Annotated in this window: 16 protein-coding genes; 1 reads left to right on the top strand and 15 read right to left on the bottom strand. The window is 63.1% G+C overall.

Annotated elements, in window-relative coordinates:
* Window positions 1-171: 171 nt before the first annotated feature.
* Window positions 172-534 carry a hypothetical protein gene (locus AB1792_10060; GenBank protein ID MEW5702560.1) on the bottom strand — a complete coding sequence of 121 codons (363 nt, stop codon included), beginning with the start codon at window positions 532-534 and terminating at the stop codon, window positions 172-174.
* A 352-nt stretch (window positions 535-886) separates the two neighbouring features.
* Between AB1792_10060 and AB1792_10055 the strand changes: the two genes are divergently transcribed.
* The gene (locus AB1792_10055; GenBank protein ID MEW5702559.1) at window positions 887-1,627 is read left to right on the top strand and encodes a sulfite exporter TauE/SafE family protein; all 741 of its coding nucleotides are present in this window, start codon (window positions 887-889) and stop codon (window positions 1,625-1,627) included.
* Here the strand turns inward: AB1792_10055 and AB1792_10050 are convergent.
* The 14 genes from AB1792_10050 to AB1792_09985 form a co-directional block, all read right to left on the bottom strand.
* Window positions 1,542-2,036 carry an MOSC domain-containing protein gene (locus AB1792_10050; protein MEW5702558.1) on the bottom strand — a complete coding sequence of 165 codons (495 nt, stop codon included), beginning with the start codon at window positions 2,034-2,036 and terminating at the stop codon, window positions 1,542-1,544. The genes AB1792_10055 and AB1792_10050 overlap by 86 nt on opposite strands.
* A gap of 92 nt (window positions 2,037-2,128) precedes the next feature.
* Entirely contained in the window at window positions 2,129-3,388 is a 1,260-nt protein-coding gene (gene glp / locus AB1792_10045) for a gephyrin-like molybdotransferase Glp (protein ID MEW5702557.1), read from the bottom strand.
* Entirely contained in the window at window positions 3,385-4,329 is a 945-nt protein-coding gene (gene moaCB / locus AB1792_10040; GenBank protein ID MEW5702556.1) for a bifunctional molybdenum cofactor biosynthesis protein MoaC/MoaB, read from the bottom strand. Before moaCB ends, glp begins: the two co-directional genes overlap by 4 nt.
* Before the next feature lie 3 nt (window positions 4,330-4,332).
* A complete protein-coding gene (gene moaA, locus AB1792_10035; protein MEW5702555.1) occupies window positions 4,333-5,397 on the bottom strand; it encodes a GTP 3',8-cyclase MoaA in 1,065 nt (354 codons plus the stop codon).
* Window positions 5,398-5,406: 9 nt separating this feature from the next.
* Entirely contained in the window at window positions 5,407-6,042 is a 636-nt protein-coding gene (locus AB1792_10030) for a molybdenum cofactor guanylyltransferase (GenBank protein MEW5702554.1), read from the bottom strand.
* Window positions 6,043-6,186: 144 nt separating this feature from the next.
* Complete coding sequence (locus AB1792_10025) at window positions 6,187-6,762, bottom strand: molecular chaperone TorD family protein (GenBank protein ID MEW5702553.1); 576 nt, start codon at window positions 6,760-6,762, stop codon at window positions 6,187-6,189.
* A complete protein-coding gene (locus AB1792_10020; protein ID MEW5702552.1) occupies window positions 6,759-7,619 on the bottom strand; it encodes an ethylbenzene dehydrogenase-related protein in 861 nt (286 codons plus the stop codon). The genes AB1792_10025 and AB1792_10020 overlap by 4 nt, the downstream gene beginning before the upstream one ends.
* Before the next feature lie 14 nt (window positions 7,620-7,633).
* Window positions 7,634-8,761, bottom strand: a complete 1,128-nt coding sequence (locus AB1792_10015; GenBank protein MEW5702551.1) for a 4Fe-4S dicluster domain-containing protein — start codon at window positions 8,759-8,761, stop codon at window positions 7,634-7,636.
* Between the two features lie 2 nt (window positions 8,762-8,763).
* Window positions 8,764-12,216, bottom strand: a complete 3,453-nt coding sequence (locus AB1792_10010) for a molybdopterin-dependent oxidoreductase (protein ID MEW5702550.1) — start codon at window positions 12,214-12,216, stop codon at window positions 8,764-8,766.
* Window positions 12,213-13,874 (bottom strand): c-type cytochrome, encoded by a 1,662-nt coding sequence (locus AB1792_10005; protein MEW5702549.1) that lies wholly within the window; start codon window positions 13,872-13,874, stop codon window positions 12,213-12,215. Before AB1792_10005 ends, AB1792_10010 begins: the two co-directional genes overlap by 4 nt.
* A gap of 4 nt (window positions 13,875-13,878) precedes the next feature.
* Window positions 13,879-15,432 (bottom strand): cytochrome b N-terminal domain-containing protein, encoded by a 1,554-nt coding sequence (locus AB1792_10000; GenBank protein MEW5702548.1) that lies wholly within the window; start codon window positions 15,430-15,432, stop codon window positions 13,879-13,881.
* Complete coding sequence (locus AB1792_09995) at window positions 15,429-15,917, bottom strand: ubiquinol-cytochrome c reductase iron-sulfur subunit (protein ID MEW5702547.1); 489 nt, start codon at window positions 15,915-15,917, stop codon at window positions 15,429-15,431. The genes AB1792_10000 and AB1792_09995 overlap by 4 nt, the downstream gene beginning before the upstream one ends.
* Entirely contained in the window at window positions 15,914-17,824 is a 1,911-nt protein-coding gene (locus AB1792_09990) for an FAD-dependent oxidoreductase (protein ID MEW5702546.1), read from the bottom strand. The genes AB1792_09995 and AB1792_09990 overlap by 4 nt, the downstream gene beginning before the upstream one ends.
* 7 nt (window positions 17,825-17,831) lie before the next feature.
* Complete coding sequence (locus tag AB1792_09985; protein MEW5702545.1) at window positions 17,832-18,296, bottom strand: Rrf2 family transcriptional regulator; 465 nt, start codon at window positions 18,294-18,296, stop codon at window positions 17,832-17,834.
* Between the last annotated feature and the right edge of the window lie 317 nt (window positions 18,297-18,613).

The following is an 18,613-nucleotide window of genomic DNA, read 5'->3' as shown; positions in this document are numbered from 1 at the left end:
GATCGACGGGCATCGCCAGATGGCAGAACTCGTCAACCAGAAATGGCATCTCGCCGCGTAACAATGCCGGATGCCTGAAGCCGAAAGGATACGTCAGGAGATTTTCAACAAGAAGCGGGACGCCGCCAGATCGCGTCGTACACCTCTTCTCGGGCCTGCGCCCGGATGGTCTCATACACAGATCGCGGCATTGGGTGGGATGGCATCGGCGCCTTCCTGCTCCGGCAGGGAGCACGAATCTGGTTGGTTGTTGGCGATTGCGGTCCGGAAGACTACGCGGATGAAGTCGTCAGCTGAGCACTCAATATGCTCGATGATGGAGCGGATCAGATGCTCGCGTTCCGTGGGAACAAGCACATACCAGAGGGCATCGAATTCACTCAGAGCCGCCGACACGCCCGGCAGATCGATGGAACCGTCCAACCACCGCCCCAACGCCCCCAAATCCCGCCGGTATGCCGCCCGGGTGTGCCCAGACCGCCCGTCTGCCGCCTGCTGGCGGGCGAACCCTGCAATCGCAGCTTCGAGCTTCATCTGCCCGACCTCCCCCGCCCTGCATCACTTCATCGATTGAACGGCGAGGAAGTCAAGTCGAGGAAGCGGATAGGGATCTCCCATCGCTTCGTCGGCATCTTTCCTTGCGAAGGGAATGTTCCCAATGTCCGTCTTCGGCCTTCTTGCTACCAAGAGGATGGCCCCACGGACGCATGACGGCGGACGATTTGCGGGGTCGGGGCGAAGCGGGGGAAGCGTCCACGCGCACTTGATACAAGAGGACTCCGGCCGCCGAACTTCAGGGCCACAGTCCAGTAAGACAGGTATCACGCCGGATTCCCCTGCAATCGGTATTCCTCTCCGGGGACGAACATAGTATGCTGGCTGCGTGGTGACCGTGCTGCTGTCTGGTGTGCTGCTCCTCACTGCCGCGGCGTACGCCTCCGTGGGCCTTGGAGGCGGATCATCTTACCTTGCGATTCTCTCCTTTTGGAGTCACGATCCTGACCAGATTCGCCCTTTGTCCTGGGGGTTGAACGTTGTTGCTGCGGGTGTCGGTTCGATCATCTACCACCGGTCCGGGCACATGTCATGGCGGCTGTCGATTCCGATCCTGATCGGGGGAGTGGTCGGCGCTGCGATCGGGGCGCGGATGCCGATCTCGGCTGCTGCATTCCGCTGGCTTCTGGCCGCAGCACTGTTGGCCATCGCAATCCGCATGTTCTGGGGCAAAAAGCAGCGGATGACCGCTGCGCCGAAGCTATCCGACTCATGGTGGACCCGGCTTGCGATCGGAGTTGCGGTCGGGATCCCCTCCGGGATGGTCGGAATCGGCGGGGGAATTCTCCTGGGGCCGCTGTTGGTCTCTCTGGCCGTTGCCGACACCAAGATCGCCGCGGCGACCACGAGTCTGTACGTGATGCTCAGCTCGGCGGCGGCGCTGAGTGCGCATGTCGCGGGCGGCGGGTTGGTTGATGGGCAGCGACTTGCCGTGTACGGACTGGTATGTATGCTGGGGGCGTTTGTCGGCTCACGTTATGGGGCGCTCAAGGCGAAACCCCGACATCTGGAATTGATCTTCGCGTGCCTGATTCTGATCGCGGCGGTCCGTTTGGTGTTGATCCGGCGTTGACGGCCACCGACTCGTTCACACCCGCACATGACGTGGAGTCGTGACCCTCGGCCACATGGAGAATCTGCACGGCATCGCCGACTCGGACACCGCCTCCGATCAGAACGCGCGCGAAGATGCCTTCGCGGGGCATCACACAATCCCCCGCAGCGAAGTAGATCGCGCAGCGGTTGTGACATTCCTTGCCGAGTTGCGTGATCTCCAGCAGCGTGACGCCGACCGCCAATCGGTCGCCGATTCGCACGTCGGTGATATCGACACCGAACGTCGTGATGTTCTCGGCAAAGGCGCCGGGACGGACATTTAGTCCACGGGCACGGATCTTGGCAATGCTCTCAGACGCCAGGAGACTGATCTGCCGATGCCAGGGGCCCGCATGGGCATCGCCTCGGATGCCCCAATCGGCCACCAACTGCGCCCGGGGCACATTGGTCTTCGGTACACCTTTCGTCGTGCTGGTCGAGAGCGCCAGCACGGTTCCCTGTCGCGGGGAATCGGGCTTCACTGCCGCCACTCCAGAAGCCGGATATTGACATCGGCGCCGACGCGCAGGTCTGTTTGCTCTACGGGACAATCAATTAAACACTCCGCCTGTGCCAGACCAGTGAGCATGTGGGATTCCTGCGCTGCCGTCGGCGTCACCAGCAGTCTGCCGTCCTCCCGACGGGTGACACCGCGCACCCACTCCAGACGACCGGCCTTCTTGCGCAGGGGTTTGGCGAGTGTCGCAACCGAAGTCCCCGGCGCGTGGTTCTTCAGGCCGAGGATCTTCAGGAGGGCCGGCTTGACCAGTTGATGGAAAGACAACAGCGCCGATACCGGATTACCGGGGAGGCCGAAGACGAGCGCATGGGACGTGCGCGTCATGCGAGGAGGTCGGTGGCGCCCTTGCGGGCGATAGACGCCAAAGTAGTTTGGTTTCCCGGGCTTGATCGCGACCTTCCAGAAGAGCGTATGCACACCCAGCTCCTCCAGAATCGGCTTCACCAGATCCCGGTCGCCGACCGACACGCCACCAACAGTAATGAGCACATCGGCGGAGCTCAGCGCACGGCGGAGATGGTTCCGGATGGGGGACGTACGGTCCTTCGTATGCACGATCCTGCCGGCTCCGATTCCCAGTTCTTGCAGAGCTGCAGCCAGAGCCGGGGAGTTTGAGTCATGGATCTCCCCGGCACGCAGTGACTGGCCCGGCCGACGCAGCTCATCGCCGGTCACAATCAGGACGACTGTCGGTTTGCGATAGACGGTGACCGATGCATGACCCGCTGCGGCCACCAGGCCGATGACCGGCGGTGTGATCCGCGTACCGGCGGGCAATAAGAGCGCACGTTTACGGTACTCTTCACCCCGGCGACGGACATTGTCGCCGCGTCGCGCCGCCTCACGAACGATCAGCCCGGAATCGTGCTCTGTGCAAACTTCTTTCATGACGACGGTGTCGGCGCCGCGCGGCAGCGGCGCACCGGTCATGATCCCGACCGCTGTGCCTCTGCGGACGATCGCCCGCGACGGCCGCCCGGCATAGGCGGCTCCCACCAACTCCAGCGGGACGGGAGCGCGTGCTGCCGCGCCGCGCAGGTCGGCCGCACGCACGGCATATCCATCCATCGCCGATTGGGAAAAACGCGGCGAGTCGTAACGGGCGCGCAACGGCCTGGCGAGTACGCACCCAGGTGAGTCCTCCAGTCGCACGCGCTGCACACCAAGCGGACCGGTCTGCCTGAGTACCATACTTAGTGCGTCGGAATAGTCGATCATTCGCCTGGCTCCGCTGACCGGGCCGGATCGGCGGGATGTCCGCCACCGGCAAGCATCTTGAAGATGTGGAGCAGTCCGGGGAACAGGGCATCGAGCGATTCGGCCACACCCCGGCGTGAGCCGGGGAGATTGACGATCAACGTGCGGCCCCTGACCCCGGCACGGCCGCGCGACAGCATCGCGAAGGGCGTTCGCTGTTGGCCATAGGTGCGCGCGGCCTCCGCGATCCCGGGAACCTCCCGTTCGATCACGCGACTCATCGCTTCGGGTGTCTGATCGCGCGGCCCCAACCCTGTGCCCCCGGTGGTCATGACCAGGTCGAGTTGCAGATCGTCGGCATATCGACACAATTCCGTCTCGATGAGGGTTTGCTCATCCGGGATGATCTTGTAGTCCGCGACCTCGACCCCCTCCATGCGCAGCCGTTCGACGATCAACCGGCCGGACGCATCGCTCTTGGCACCGGCGGCGATCGAATCGGAAAGCACGAGCACCGCCGCCCGCAACGGCTGGGCAAAGGAATCGCGGAACTCGTCCTTGCCGCCGCGTTTGCGCACCAGCCGGATGCCGGTGATCTCCAGTGAGTCGTCGAGCGGCTTGAGCATGTCATACAGGGTCAATGCCGCCACCGCGGCGGCGGTCAGCGCCTCCATCTCCACGCCGGTCTTGTGAACCGCCGTGACGGCGGTTTCGATCCGGATCTCCGTGGGGAGAAGCGTGAAATCGACGTTCACGGCGTCAACCGGGATCGGATGGCAGTAGGGGATGATCTGGCTGGTGTTCTTGGCGGCCTGCACGGCGGCGACCTTCGCCACTGTCAATGGCTCACCCTTCGGTACCTTACCCTCGCGGACGAGCGCCAGCGTCTCCGGCAAGGCGCGCAGCGTCGCCGTTGCCGTCGCGGTCCGCAGGGTCGTGAACTTCCGGGAAACGTCGAGCATCGTCTATCCACCGATCTCAATCATGCTCTGGGTGTCCGCATTCTGGAGCTCCTCCAGAGGCGGGTGGGCGAGTCGCTTTCCCTGCACGGTGCGGCGGATCAGGCACATCAGGTCGCCATCAGATGCCCCCGCACGCATCTCATCGCGCAGGGAGACTTCAGCAGGGAAGAACAGGCAGGTCTTCAGCGAGCCATCCGAGGTCAGACGCAGGCGACGGCAGCCGACGCAGAAGTGATCAGACATCGAGGCGATGAACCCGACCGTACCCTGATGCCCATCGATCCGGAACTCGCGGGCGACGGGAGGGTGGCTCTCATCGGCCATGGTGGGAATGAGCGGGAATCGTTCCCGAATGCGCCGTTGCAGAGCCGCCGCAGGCACGAAGCGGGCGCCCTCCCAGCCATTGGCGCGAAACGGCATAAACTCGATGAAGCGAACATGGATCGGCCGGGATCGTGTCAACGCGACGAAATCGAGGACCTCGTCGTCGTTGATCCCACCGAGGACGACCATGTTCAGCTTGAGAGGGACAAAACCGGCATCCAGAGCCGCAACGATCCCTGCCGGCACTTGGGCGTGGCCCTCACGCAGGGCGATCCTCGCGAAGCGCTCCGGACGGAGCGTGTCGAGACTGACATTCAAGTGAGTCAGACCGGCACGCCGCAGCCCATGCGCCCGATCCGCCAGAAGCAGACCGTTCGTCGTCATGCCCAATGTCTCGATGCCGCTGATGCCGGCAAGTGCGACGATCAGGTCCTCGATGCCCCGGCGTGCCAGCGGTTCGCCGCCGGTGAGACGGATCTTGTTGGTCCCCATTCGGGCAAACAGACGGGCCAGACGGACGATTTCATCGAACGTGAGAATCTCGTCGCGGTCGCGATGGGCAATCCCCGCACGCGGCATGCAGTAGAAGCACCGCAGGTTGCAGCGATCGGTTACGGAAACGCGCAGGTAAGTGTGTGTCCGACCGAAGGGATCGGTCAGCGGTTCCTCTGGCCTGACCATGACGTGGCCGCCGCGATCGGTTCCGATCCGAGATGATGGAGAGATCGTCTGGCCTGTGATCACCGCGCATCCTCAACCGACTGAATGAACGGCACCATCCGATGCCGACACCAGCGTGCTCTCCAGGCGGGCCAAGTCGCCCGGAGTGTTCAGATTCATGAAACTCAACCCCAACGGATCGACATCCCGGCATTCGGATGCCGACAGAATCCGCAATGGCAGCGTCGCCAGGGCGCGTGTCGGGGATTGTTCGCCGCGCCGCAGTGAATCCTCCAATGGGCGGCGAGCCGCAATCGCATAGAGCGCGACCAGCGGTTGAATGCGATCATCCCACTCCGCCATGACGCCCAATCCCCCGGGGGTAAGGCGATCACGCAACGCCATCAGCAAGGCGGGATGAACTCCGGGTGTGTCGCACGACAGGACGAAGGCGAGCGACGTGCGACAGGCGCCCAATCCGCCGACGATTCCGCGCAAGGGTCCGGCCGGAAGGGTGGGATCATCATGGACGACGCGATCCACCGGCCAGTGAGAGGTCTGTTGCTCCCGACGCGCCACCGCGATCACCTCGGAAGACACCGTGCGCAGCCGCTCGACGACGTGACTCAGAAGCGTCTGTCCCCGCCAGGTCACATCGGCCTTGGAGCATCCCCAACGTGTCGACAGGCCCCCGGCCAAGACGATCCCTGTGCAGTCGGCGAATGGCACTGCAGATCCAGGTCGTGCGCCCATTGTCTCGGTTTGCATCATGATACTGTGAACAAGGGGCTGAAGCCCCTTGTTTGCCCATCGTTGCCGTAGTTGACGGTCGGTTGCAGGGTCGATTGTGGCACAACAGCTTTCATTGTCATTTCATACCGTGACCGGTGCAGTGGCCCTCATAATCCGATTGCGCAATGCCTCACCGGCGGCGACGAAGTATGCGACGTCAGAACGCGCCAGATTCTCGGCCAGCGACACTGCCATGGGTGCCAAGTGGTCGGCTATGAACCGGGTCGCGGCCTCGGCAGCGACGTCCGCTTCTCCGGGATTCTGTCGCTCGCGGGCATATGCCTCCTTCAGCCGCAGGTAGGCGACGAATCCCAACTCCACGGCGATGTGATCGGGCGCTTCTCCACAAGAGGGCTCATAACCGAAAGCCCTGTAATACGTCCTCAATTCACCGAATATCTGCCCGGGGATCGTCATCTCCCGGTAGCTCACCTCGCGGGGAGCGGCGGGGCCGCCGGGGCCGAAGATTGTGGAGTACAATTCGATTGAGCCCTCGTGACAAGCCGCATCGACGGCCCGTTGCAGCGCGTGATCCCCGGCTTCCCCGGCCAGTGCGGCGAGTTGCGGCTGCCAGCCGGCCTGGGGACATTCGAACAACAGGCCGAGCAGCCGCCATTGCGCGGCCTCCCGGAGCAAGCGGACGGTATCGGGATTCATGGCGCCGTCTCCCGTGACAACGGCACCCATCCGGTGCGCATCTTGCGCGCACCCGCTTCCTGGCGCGAACCCTCCCAAACGGCGAATGCGACTTGCGAGCGACTCTGCGCTGTCAATCCACCGGGCAACGGGCGGATGATGACCACTGCCCAGCCGCTCGATGTGCGCACGCCGCGCCCCCGTGAACGTGTCGACGCCGCCGGGGTCAGAGTACCGGCGCCTTCGGCGATCAGGTCCTGCACCGGAACCTCACGCGGACCGGCCATTGGATTGCCCAATGCGCGCGCTGGCGCATACCGCGCCGCCATCTCATGCTGCGCTGTCGAGTTCTTGTCCAGTGATCTTGCCTCGAACGGATAGTGGTCGATACTGGCATTGGGATAGATCGCCGTGATCGTGTCGGCGCGTCCATCGACTATCGCCTGCCATCCGGCATTCCAATAGGTGATCTCCACCGGCCGCTCGCTCTCTCCCATTTGCGGGGCCGGTAGATCGGCCCCGGAATTCATGGGCAACTGAACCGCGCAGGCGTCGCTGAAACGCGATGGCGTGGCGACATCGTCGTCGGTAGAGTCGGACCACTCCAGGCGGAAGGCGACACCCACGTTGTTGTGAATCGCCCGCACGCGGACTTCGGCGGTCGATGGTAACAAGAGCCGCGGCTCAACCATGTCCTGCAACAGCAGTTTGGCAACGTGCTCCGGCACGGACTGCCAGGCGGGATCGACGGGGTCGACGGGGAGTGTGGCCCGACCGACCATGACCACCTCCGGCGTCGGTGCCGTATGTTTGCCGCCGCAGGATGCCGTGGAGAGCACCAGCCCCAGCAGCGCCAGACCCCACATGAGCTTCCGCATCGATGCTCCTCTTCTCATGGGCAATTGACCCGGGCGATCTGGTACTTGGCGTCGAAGGCCGGGCGAATGTAGACCGGCTCGCGCATCGGGACACGCACGATTTCCCCGCCGTCCTCACGGGAGCCGATGATCGAGTCGCCCACGCGTTTCCAGCGCGGGATCACCTTCTCCGTGCATCCGAACAGACGCAACAGCCCCGCCAGATCGGGATCCGCCGGCGCCGATTGATAGGTTCTCACCGCCTGCTCGGCTCCGGGACCGAACATCTGTTGCAGGAACATCATCGGGGCATGAATCGGCGGAATGTAATACACGTTCGGCTCCAGCCCGAACTGCGGGAACAACGGCAGCGCGACTTTCCGCACGTGGACGAGGTAGTCGATCGGATTGTCCGGCCGCGCATCCTCGGGCTGCGACACCCAGCCCGCCATGCGAATCTTGCCGATGCAGTTCACGAAACACTGCGGCTGCAAGCCCTGCTCCATCTTGGGGAAGCAGGCGATGCACTTTTCCGAGGTGCCGGTCATCGGGTTGTAGAAGACCTTCTTATAGGGACACGCCTGAACGCATTCGCGATAGCCGCGGCACCGGCTCTGGTCCACCAGCACGATTCCATCCTCAGGGCGTTTGTAGATCGAACCGCGTGGGCAGGAGGCCAGACAGGCGGGATAGGTGCAGTGGTTGCAGATGCGCGCCAGATAGAAGAACCAGGCGAGGTGCGGAACCTGCAAATCGGCGCCGTTCTCGATCTGTCCGGCGCAGTCATCCTCGCCCACGTTGGGGTAGGCGTAGTCGGTCTCATCGGGACGCCAGCCGAGCACACGCTTCCCCGCCGGCGCCGACTCGAATATCGTCTGCCCGGTGTAGGCGCCTTTGGTCCAGCTCTGCGCGCCGAGCATTTGCAGCAACTTCAAATCCCAGGCGAGCGGATAGAACCCGTAGGGCTTCGACTCGACGTTGTTCCACAGCATGTACTCCTGGCCCTTGCCTGAGGTCCAGGTGGTCTTGCAGGCCAGCGTACAGGTCTGGCAGGCAATGCACTTGTTGATGTCGAAGATCGCCGCAAACTGCCTGTGCGGACGGCTCTCGGGATACCAGTAGGACATCTCCCGGCCGATCTGCCAATTGTGGACACGTGCCATGATCAGCCCTCCTTCGGTTCGCCATCGGTCAGGAAGTTGCCCGCGAGATACTGGCTCATCTCGTTGCTTTCATAGCGGGGACGTATCCCCAGGGAGGCGGGTCGCCACAAGCCGGAGCCCTCAAGACCTCCCGGTTCTGCGCGTGTGATCTTCACAATCGCCTCGCGCGGCGCCCCGGTGGGGCAGTGTACGTCAGGCAGAAATCCCTTACCCACACCCTGGCCAAAGAGCCCTTTGCGGACCAGCGAATCAGTCATCCAGGTTGGCTTCAGCCATCCCCGGGTTGCAGACTGATGCGAACCGCTGCGGAACATGGACTGGTAATTGGTGCGCGGGTTCTTCGCCAGCCCGTCGCTGCGGGTCTTCTGCCCCTCCTGTGAGCCGGGCGTGGCGGCGTACATGTTGAACCACATCCGGGTCACACCGCGCGGCGTACCCGGGTAGTAGCGGGCCCGGCAGAGCAGGCGTGCGAACTCATAGTCGCGCTTGTTGGTCTGCCAGCCGCGAAACGGGCGATCCTCGGGATCGGGATCAATCCAGACATAGTCGCCGTCCTCCAGGCCGAGCTCACGCGCATCGGCGGGATGAATGTCGACATATCCCTCGGTGACAAAGGGACTCCGTTTGTCGCGGCGGTAAAGATCCCCGAATGGGCCGAAGAGCACCGCCACCATGTCGGTGTCGATCGGCGTTGTGTGGGAGCCGTGACGGTACTTGGGCGTGTGGAAGATGAACCTGAATCCGTCCTTGATCAGCGGATGTGGTGACGCCTTCGTCTCCGGCCAGGTTTTGACGACGTTGCGCCCGCAACGCGTCTCGCAGGAGAGATCGTCCTCCGCGACGCCGTAGTCCCTGGGGCCCTCGGCGCGAATCGCTTCGTGCCGGGGCGCCACGATCACGTTGGGTTCATAGAACGTTGAGTCGACCGGCTCACGGTGTACCGGCAGGTTCTCGCCGGCGGCGATGAACTCATCCTCCTCACGGTAGAATTCCAGCCGCCCGCTCTTGGTGTACCAGGGACGCGAGTCGGTGATCTGCTCATACCCGACAACCTTCGGGGACGTGCGGCTGTTCATCAGCGCGGGAATGCCCTCCTGGGCCTTGGCCTCGAGGTCATCCATCCGGTATCCCTTGGTGTTGGTCGAGGCATTGAGGATGCGCTGGAGATAGACGCTGGTCTGATCCTCGTCGACGAATTTCCAGTAGTTGACAAAACGCTGGTCGCCGGTCAGTTCGGCCAGCTTGCGGGCGGTGAGCGCGAGGACCTCGATATCCCCCATCGTCTGGAAGATGCGCGGCAGCGGCGTACGCGGGAACACCTGCAGGAATGGATTCGTCACCGAGGCCGTCATGTCCGGGTGTTTCAGTTCCGCCCAGGAATCCACGCCGAAGACGATGTCGGCCCATTCGCATGACGTCGTCCACCACCACTCATTGACGGCGATCATCTCGACGCGCGGCAGGACATTCACCACCGTGTTGTAGTGCCACTTGACGTTCCCGAGAATCGAGTTGGCGTTGGCAAACCACAATGACTTCGTGGGCGCCGGCATATGGGTCTTGCCCGTCAACAGTTTGTTGCCGACACGCAGCGGATGGTCCTCGTGGTTGTAGTAGTGGGCCGATTCCGCCTTCCAGTATTGCTTCGGACGCGCGGGCTTGGCGGGATCCGGCTCGATGTCGAAGGGATTCTCGTTGATATACTGCGGCGCGCCATTGAACAGCGCCACGCGGTAGTTGCCGGCATAGGAGCCGACATTGCCGCCAATCCTCCCCACGTTGCCTGTGAGCGCCGCCAGCAGGAAGATGTCGCGGTCCTTGTTGTCGTTGTTGAAGAACTGATTGGGTCCCATCCCGACGGCAAAGAGCGTCGTCCCCGGATCGGCGGCGATGTGGCGGGCCAGCGCTTCCACGCTGGCGGACGGAGCCCAGGTCAATTCCTCGACCGTCCTCGGATCGAAATGCGCGGCGTATTCACCAATCAGGTCAAAGACAGGACGGCATCGCACGGTGCCGCCCTTGGCGAGCGGCACGTCGATCGATCCAGTCAGCAACGGGTCGCCGACACGGGATTTTTCGCCGACTTCATCGCGCGTGATTGCATGCGGCCCGTTGCGAATGCGATCCCACCAGACATAGTCACCCCATTCCTGACGCATCTTACCGGAGATGAGCATCTCCTGTTGAGCACCGGGTGGCGGTTCCTTCTCCCCTTCGGCGAGAACACGTGTGTGATTGGACAGCGCGGCCGGCGGCGTCCCGAAGATTTCCTCCGCACGCAACAATTTGAGCGTGTCCATTCGGACCAGCAGCGGGAGGTCGGTCCAACGTTTCACATAGTCAGCGTCATAGAGCTTCTCCCTGAGGATCACATGGGCAAGCCCCAGCGCGAGCGCCGGTGTTGTCCCCGGACGGACCACAATTGCCTCATCCGCTTTGGTCGCCGTAGCGGAGTATTCGCAGGCGATGACGACAACTCGCGTGCCCTTCAATCGCGCTTCCGTCAGCCAGTGCGCATCCGGCATTTTGGTGGTGATCCAGTTCATGCCCCAGACGATGACTGTTTTGCAGTGTTCGACCGCGTGCAAGTCGAACTCGACGGTTTGCTGGCCGGTCACCATGGGGTGGCCGGGGGGCAGATCGGTATGCCAACTGTAGTTGTCGAATCCGCGCGCGCCGATCGCCTTGTCCGGTCCGGTCTTGCGAATGGTATCATCCAGGAGCGCCATCGAGTTGGCCATGCGGTAGAACCCGAAGACACGCGTGATGCCCAGAAGCGGCATCCCGCCGCGGAACTTGAGGACCTGCGTGCCCGCTCCCAGGGTCGTTTCGATCGTATCGGGGTCGTGATGCTGCGCTCGTAACCGCGCCTTGCCCTCTTCGCCGCTGTAGGTCTCGGCGATGTTTTTGAGGGTCTTCGCGGCAAGCATCGCGGCCTCATCGTGAGTGACCCGGACCCACGCATCGCGGGCGCGCTGGAAGTACTCCCTGGGCGGAGCACCGTCGTCGCCGCGGGGGAATCCTGCCTCGACCCAGCGTTTGAATCCTGCACGGACCATACACTGGTTGATGCGACGATCGCCGTAGAAGCGTCGCGTCAACGCCAGCCCCTTCTGGCAACACCGCGGGTCCCAGCGATGGGAGGTTTGGTTGCCCTGCAGATCGGTCGCCTCACCATAGCGCATCGTCGGACCGATTCGCGTGACAACCCCAGAGCGCACGTACCCATGCAGCAGGCAATTGTGTGTGTCGTTGGGCGCGCAGAGAAAGGTGAACTTAGAATCGTAGGCCCACAGATCGCGATACACGCGCTCCCAGCCGCGATCCGGGTACACCGCCAGCGGATTGGTGATGGCGTCCAGTCCCCACGCATCGATCGCGGAGATAACGAAGGCGCCGAAGCCCGCCTTGGCGGCCAACTGAAGGAATGCGCGCCGTGAGTAGCCATTGCTCATAGGGGCTGCTCCCATGTTCGGATATGACTGACGATGGTCTCAATCTCGTATGGAGTGAGTGCGGGATGCGACGTGGCAGCGGTCAGGAAGCCGCTCATTGAAGTGTTCCGCCGGCCATTCATGATCGTGGTGAGCAGGTAGGTGTCGGAGGCGGATTGCAGGAGGACGGGGTTGTTCAACGCCGGCCCTTCGGCACCCTGCCCATTGACTCCATGGCAACTGGCGCAATGGGCAACATACAGATGCGCGCCCATCGTCGCATCCGCGCTCACCCATCGTCTGGGTTTACCGTCGTCCGCCGGAGCGCGTACTCCGCTTGAACTCCGGAGGTAGTCAACAACGGCGGCGACCTCCGCGGAACGCAAACCCCCTTCTTTCTCGCCCCATGCCGGCATGCGGCGACCGGGGCGCCCGCGACGTACCGTCTCTGTAATGAACTCATCCGACGCGACCGACAGGAAATCCGGGTTGCCGATCGCCGGAAACGCGGCCATGCCGGCGTACCGCATCCCCTCGCCGCGGCGGCCATGACAGGCGGCGCAGAATGTCCCGTAGAGCGTGGCGCCATCGGTGGCGAACTCGCGCTCGCCGAATCGCATGGCGCGGAGACGATCAGTCGTCCAATAGGCATCCGGCAATGCCGGCCGGCGCAGCGACAGCATATGGTAGACGAGTTCGTCGATCTCCACTTCATTGAGTCCCAATTCCGGCATTTGCGAACCGGGGACCAGCTTGGCGGGGGCGCGGAAGTGCTCGGCCAGCCAGCCGGCAAATGAGCGTTCGCCCGTCACACTTGAGAAGTCCAACCGACCCGGATCCTTTTCCCCAATGAGACTGAGATCGGGGCCATCGTCGCCACCCACGCCGTTGACCTTGTGGCAGCCGCGACAACCCAGGGAGTGGAATGCCGCCTTGGCCTCGACCAGGCCCGGTGCGCCCACACGGGAGGAGAGGAATACGTCGAGATCGTGACGCGTCTGTCGATCAAGGGATCCAAAGGAATTCATCCAGAGCGCGGCCTTGGTCGAATCCCTGCGCGTCAGATGTCCTGTATACCATGTCGTATCGTATCCCGTCGCTCCGACAGTGGACAGATCAGGACCTTCCATGCCGCCCACGCCGCCGACACGGGCGGTGCCACCACGTCCTTCGAGCTTGTGGCAGGCGAGACAGTCGGCCTGTTCGAAGGCATTGCGCCCGCGTTGAAATGCTTCCTGGTTGGGTATATTCAGGTAAGTATGGCAGCTTCCACAGCCGGCATAGGCAAACCGGCGGGGGATCATGGGAGACGGCCAAAAGTGCACATCGCCATGCGCATCCGCCGATTCGGTGGCGCGGCCCTGACCGGCATGACAGACCGTGCAGCCATAGTCGGCCGGATCGTGAACGACCGGCTTGTGCGCCATCACGATCGCCGGACCCGACAGCTCCGACTCGCCCGGCGACATCCCCACGTGACACGATACACAGCGGTCGCTCACAGTCATGCCGGGAACGACAACCTGCCGCAGATGGACATCGATCGGGCTGTTGGCGGCACGCGCGGACCGTTGGATCAGCCGCCACTCCTTGAAGAAGTTCTCCTTGATCGCCGCTGTCATCAAGAGCGCCAGGCATCCGGCACTGGACCACAGGAGGAGATGTTTGTAGTGCTTCATGATGTCAGTGCACCGGCCAGTCGGCGGGAGACCAATAGAACATCCAGTTCGGCCCGCGGAAGTACGTCCCCACGGTCGTCAGCACGATGAAACCACAAAGAAAACAGGTGAACAACCCCAGCGCCCCGGCGCGCACCGAGTTGTATCGCCGCAGCACAAGAAGCGAGAAGACGGCATACAGGGCGGCGAGAATGGTCCCGGGGTTGATCGCGGTGATGACCAACTGCGGGATGTTGGGGAACCACTCCCGCAGCCAGCCGAAGTGAATGGCGAACGACTCCACACCGATCGCCGCCGCGAACCCGTACACGGCCGACCACGCGACCAGTCGAACACCGCCGGGCCCTCCGAACCAATGACCGGAGCCGGTCCGTTCACGATCGAGATAGGGTATCAGCCCCAAACCGAGAAGAACAATCAGCGGTATGCCCACACCACCCATAAATGCGGAGAACGACACGCACTCCTGCAACCCGAGAAAGTACCATGGCGCTTTCGCCGGATTTTCCGGGACATTGGGATTGGCCAGCTCCTTCAGCGGCGCATCGATCCAGATCGCCAGCCCCAGGCAGATGACCAGCGTGATCATTAGCACCGCCATCTCGGCATAGAACAGGTGCGGCATCGACGGCAGCGTATTCTCCGGCCCATTGCCGACCGCCGGCGTTCGTCCGCGCACCAGCGCCGCCAGCGAGTAGGTCTTTTGGGGTGCTTGACTGAAGACCGGATAGGTGTTCAAAGGTGGTGGGCCGAGGCGCTCGTCGGCATTCGCGGGACGCAGCAATCCCCCGTCCTTGCGGATGCGCCAGAAATGCACCGCCATCAGCGCCACCAGCACCAACGGCAGGAGCATGACATGGAGCAGATAGAAGCGGATGAGCGCTTCCTCGCCGACGACATCAGATCCCAACAACAACTGCTTCTGCAATCCGCCGATATCGAACCACCGGGTGATCCCGACTGCGTCGGTCACCTCGCGCGGCGATTGGGCGATGTTGGCGCCGATCGTGATCGCCCAGTAGGCCAGTTGATCCCACGGCAGCAGGTACCCGGTGAACGACAACCCGAGCGTGACGACAAAGAGCCCCATGCCCACCAACCAGTTGAACTCGCGCCCCTGATGATAGGACGCCGTGAAGAAGACCCGCGCCATGTGCAGAAAGACGGCTATCACCATGATGTTGGCCGCCCAGCGGTGAATGTTGCGCATGAATTGACCGGTCGGAACGACGAAGTGGATGTCCTTGATCGAAGCGTACGCCACATCCGGATATGGTTTATAGTAGAACATCAGCATCACGCCGGTCACCAGCGTGATGAGGAACGAGGCGGCGCAGACGATCCCCAGCCCCATGGTCGTCGACCAGCGCAGACTCCAGCGGTGGGTGCGTACCGGATGCAGGTGCAGGAAGACATTGCCGAACACGAAGGTGGAACGGGTACGATCCGAGCGCGGCGGACCGCTGCGGAACATCGTTTCGTACACGCGCCGGGGAGCGGCACGCAGATTGACACCGAATTCTCGCCATGCCAACCCTGCTCGGGACGATGCACTCATGCGCTTACCTTGGTCCCCGGTGGGACAGTCTCGCCTTCATCGACAACCAGCTGGTCCCCGCTGAAAGTAACCTTGTGCCAAGGCAGCCGGACTGGCGCCGGTCCCTTCCGCACCGTCCCGTCCGGGGCGAATTGTGAGCCGTGGCAGGGGCATTCGAATCCGTCTGGACTACTCTTGACGATGCATCCCAGGTGCGTGCAACGCAGCGACACGGCATAGATTCCTTCCGCGTCACGATAGACCGCTACCGAACGCCCGGGTGGGATGAAGGGTTGCCCGGGCGCCAGCGAATCGGGCAACTTGACGCGGAATTTCTTCGATGGCGACGACAGCACAGCCGCCTTCGGAAGTCGCAGGATTCCGAGCGTGGCGAATCCCAAGACCGACAGCGCCGTCCACCATGCCGCCTGACCCAGGAAATCGCGTCGCGAAATCGGTTCCGGATCCAGTCGCGATCTCGGGGGCTGGGCAGGATGGGTGGTCATGCACACCTCCAAAGGGCCGCAAAGGTCGTCCGCTCCATGGTGATGGCGTCCACGGGGCACCGGTCGGCGCACAGTGCGCAGCGGATGCAGCGCTCATCGTCCTTGAGGATTGCCGAATTCGCAGCATGGTCATCATCGTCTCCCCATGCGCTGCGCACGAGCGCATCCAGTTCGTCGTCGCGCGCCACATCCGAAAACGGCACGAGCTTCAGGCATTGCGTGGGACAGACATCGGCACAGCCACCGCACAGAACACAACGGTTGCCATCGAAGACTGGTAGGACGCCGCAATCCAGACATCGCGAGGCCTCGCAAACAGCTTCGTGGGGGTCATATCCCCGCTCGACGACGACGTCGGGATGCGCCAGGCGCTCCTCCGGCTCAATCGTGGCCACGCGAAGCCGTGCGATCGACTCGTACCCGCGTTCGCGATGATAGAGCGGCAGCGGCAGGTGGGCAATCAGCGCCTCGGCAGTGATGGTTCGACCGGTCAGATGGTGATAGACCGACCGGGCGGCCTTCTTCCCCGATGCCACCGCATCGATCAACAACCTCGTGCCGTGCGCCAGGTCCCCGGCCACGAATACTCCCGGGGCGGTTGTGGCCAGTGTCGTCGGATCGACCTTCGGCCACCCCGGACGCATCTGCTCAACATCGGCGCCGCCGGTAGCGAGGAATTCCAGCTTGGGCGCCTGCCCGACCGCAAGCAGGACAGTATCGCAGGGGACCGTGCGCCGGACGGCATCGTCGAATACCGGGCTGAAACGCCGTTGATCATCATAGACGCGCACGCACTGTCGGAACGTCACGCCGGTGACTGCACCGGCACCATTGCGTACGATCTCCACCGGCCCCCAACCATTGAGGCGCCGGATACCTTCTTCATCGCCCTCCCGGATTTCGATCGTGTCCGCCGGCATTTCTTCCAGTGTTTCGAGCGAGACCAGATGAACGGTGCCGGTGGAAGGAAGGCGCGCTGCGGTCCGGGCCGTGTCATAGGCGATCTGCCGGATCACGGTTCGCGCGACATCATAGGCCACGTTTCCCCCGCCGACCACCACGACATCCCGCCCGATGTCGATCGACTCGCCGAGAGACGCGGCGCGCAGGAGGTCGACACCACCATAGACCCGCGGCCCCGCCTCCCCGGGCATACCAAGCGCACGCGATGATTTGGCGCCGACGGCGATGATCACTGCGGCGAAATCATGGCGAAGCGCCGTGAACGAGACGTCCCGGCCGACCGTCACGCCGCAGTGGATCTCGACGCCCAACGCGCGAATGACCTCGACTTCGCGAGCAATGAGATCACGTGGCAACCGATAGGCGGGTACGCCCAGGGCCAGCATCCCCGCAGGGACGGGCTCGCTCTCGAACACAACCGGTTTGAAGCCCATGAGTGCGAGGTCATGCGCGGCGGACAGCCCGGCGGGACCAGCACCAATGATGGCGACCGCCTGCCCATCGGCCTTCGGGACCGACCCGGAGACGGTGGCACGCAGGAGGGCCGCCATCTCCTCGGCATCGGCGCAGACAGAGGGGATCCAACGGCAAACGTCATCGAGCACAGTCTCAGATGGGCGTGCCTCTGGTCCTGCCTGCTCACAGGCGAATCGCTTCAGGGCGCGAATCGCGATTGGAAGATCGGGTCCGACGAAATTGCCGGCGTCATCGATGCGCGGGATATCACCGCGCCGGCACGCCGCTTCGCAGGGTGCGCCGCAAATCCGTCCGCAGATTGAGGCGAAGGGATTCGGGCCACGGGCAATGAGATAGGCCTCGGCGAAGCGCCCCGCGGCGATGGCGCGCACATACCCGCGCGCATCGGTGTGCACGGGGCAGGCGTCCTGACAACGGATCTGCCGCTTCCAGTAGTCGCGATCGGGAATGGAGACCTTGTACTCCATGTCTCGCTTACCTGTTCGTCCGTCTGGAAGCCCGTTGCCGCATGTGCGCCCGTGGGACAAACGGCGGGGGCGCGAGCCGCTCCAACGTCATCTTCTTGAGAAACGATTCGTAGTTGTCCCACACGCGTGACCAGTCATGATGCGCCGCGCAGGCGTGGGTGGCACTGCATGTCTTGTTGCCCAGAAAGCAGCGGCGTTGCCCTACCAGATCATCGAACAACCGCACGATCTCATAGGCCGTCACGCGGTCCGCCGGCTTCGACAACCGAAAGCCACCGCCCGGCCCGCGTGTCGAGTCGACCAGTCCGGCCCGGCCCAGCGCGTGCATGATCTTTGAGAGATAATTGGCGGGTATCCCCGTCGACTGTGAAAGCGCCGCCGCGCCGATCAGGGCATCATGATACTGCTGGAGGGCCGCCATGGCCCGGACAGCGTATTCGGCGGTCCGGGAGAACATGGCGGCATGGAACATTCATGAAATCTTCATGTCAATATGATTTTATCTGCTCTGGTCGGTTCGAGCAGGATCGGAATGAGGTCCATGCGACAAGACGAGGTCTGGTCGTGGAGCATCAGAGTGACTGAGACCAACGTGACAATTCGGAAGACCCTGAAGTGGAGTATGCCCTGTCGTCCAACGACTTACGAGTTCGCAAAAGGTTCGGCCCGGGGAGCTTTCAATTGGTCGCCCCTAAGGTCTTATCCCCCAACAAGAAACAGCCGCGTCAACCTGACCGTTCTGCGCGTTGCGAACCGACGGAACGTTGCGGGGTTACGGCGGCGGCAAGT

The organism is Candidatus Zixiibacteriota bacterium, assembly GCA_040752595.1.
Lineage (GTDB): Bacteria > Zixibacteria > MSB-5A5 > WJJR01 > WJJR01 > JACQFV01.
This window is presented reverse-complemented; position numbering and strand designations above follow the sequence as displayed.